Below are 1,551 nucleotides of genomic sequence, written 5' to 3'. Positions count from 1 at the left end.
CCGTTGGGAACGCGCGGATTAATCGGACTGGGTGCAGTCGGACGCGGCGGTACTGGATAGGTTGGGCGGGGAGCAGCCGGAACGGGAATGGTGGCGATCGGCGCAGTGGGTGCGACCGCCGAACGGCTCGACTGAAGCTGCAACGCTAGGGTCTGCCCCAGCAGATTGGGTTCTGCGATGCGGATGCCTGCGGCAGGTTGAATCAGGATCACGACCGTGTTTGCGTCTTCCTGACGCAGCCGCAAGCTCCGAATTGGACTGCTGGAATTGAACTGCGGTCCTTTAACGTTGCTGGCAAGCTTCGCTGAGCTAATTGACAGCCGATAGGCACCCGTGGCGCGATCCCAGCCAGTAGAGTAGCGCAACGTCTGACTTGCCCGAATCAAAAGCTGAGTGCCGCCACCCGTTAGCTCGATCGCCTCGATCGTGGCAGGCTTAAACAGCGGCGGCAGCGTCGAGGGAACCGGGGGACGCGGATCGATCGTCGTGCCTACAGGCGGTGGAGTCGGCGTAGTTGGAACGACAGTTGAATTATCGGGTGTAGAAGGCGGAGTAGAAGGCGGTGTCGCAGCGATTGGCATTGGCATTGGCGTCGGCAACTGCACGGTCCACTGCCGCGCCGTAATGCCACGGAACGTCACTCGATCAGGGTCGATCGTGTAGCCCGGTGCTAGTTCTATAACCACGCGCGTCGTGCCACGATCGAACTGCCCAATGCGGACTGAGCGAATGGTTCCGCCGACTGATTCGGTAAAAGCAGGGCGTCCGAGCACAATGCCAGGGAGGTCAATCACCAGTCGGGTGGGATCGGCGATGAGTTGTGCTTTGGGCTGAACGTCTCCGTCCGTCGTAAATTCCAACCGATTTTGAGCGGCATCGAATCGCCACGACTGAATTCCAGCGGCGTGAGCAGGAGAAGATAACAACAGTAGCGGCGCTGCCACCAGCAGGGAGTAAGGAAGGTGTTTCACGGTTTCTCGTTGGGTTCTCAGGAAGCTGGACAACAGCCAGGACAATTTCACAACCTATGTTCTCCTCACACACCAGATCGGTTGCCCACAAGGAAGCCTGACGCCATTAAACGCCAAGTCCATGAGCGAAGCACGTAGACAAACACAACACTTTGTGATGGGATTAGCGGTTTTTGAATTGTGAACCGCGACCCGTAAGCAAGGGGAGCAGGGTTAGTCTTCCCATTCAGCTCCTCTGGTAGCATGCACCCGATCGATGCTTCACCAGCCTGCCGTGCCATCGAGTCCTTCAACACCTCCGCACCCTCAACCGAGAAATCCGGTTAGTTTTGCAGCGGTTAGACCCGACTCACCTCCATGCAGGCGATGTAGCGCAGCCGCCAAGCGAAGCAGCCCTCGCAGCTCCACAGACGGATGGATAGAACCTGACTGTACAGAAGCCTGACGCGATTCTGGCGGATTAGTTTCATCATCGGTTAAGCAGCGCTCAAACTGTGAGTGACGATCCCTGAAGAAGGGCGTTAAGAGTATATACCCGATGGTGAGATTGAGCGCTGTAAATTCGGGAGTGGGGAAAGCG

Annotated in this window: 2 protein-coding genes; both read right to left on the bottom strand. The window is 57.5% G+C overall.

Features of this window, described 5'->3' with window-relative positions:
• Positions 1–971, bottom strand: a 971-nt coding sequence (locus H6F43_RS05260) for an AMIN domain-containing protein (RefSeq protein ID WP_190341382.1), incomplete at its 3' end; no start/stop codon positions are given.
• Between the two features lie 306 nt (positions 972–1,277).
• Positions 1,278–1,551: hypothetical protein (locus H6F43_RS21970; RefSeq protein ID WP_206754540.1), on the bottom strand; the 274-nt coding region annotated here is incomplete at its 5' end.

This window comes from Leptolyngbya sp. FACHB-36, assembly GCF_014695955.1.
Taxonomy (GTDB): Bacteria; Cyanobacteriota; Cyanobacteriia; order Leptolyngbyales; family Leptolyngbyaceae; genus FACHB-36.
Note: the sequence above shows the minus strand (reverse complement) of the source record. Positions and strands in the feature narration are given on the sequence as shown.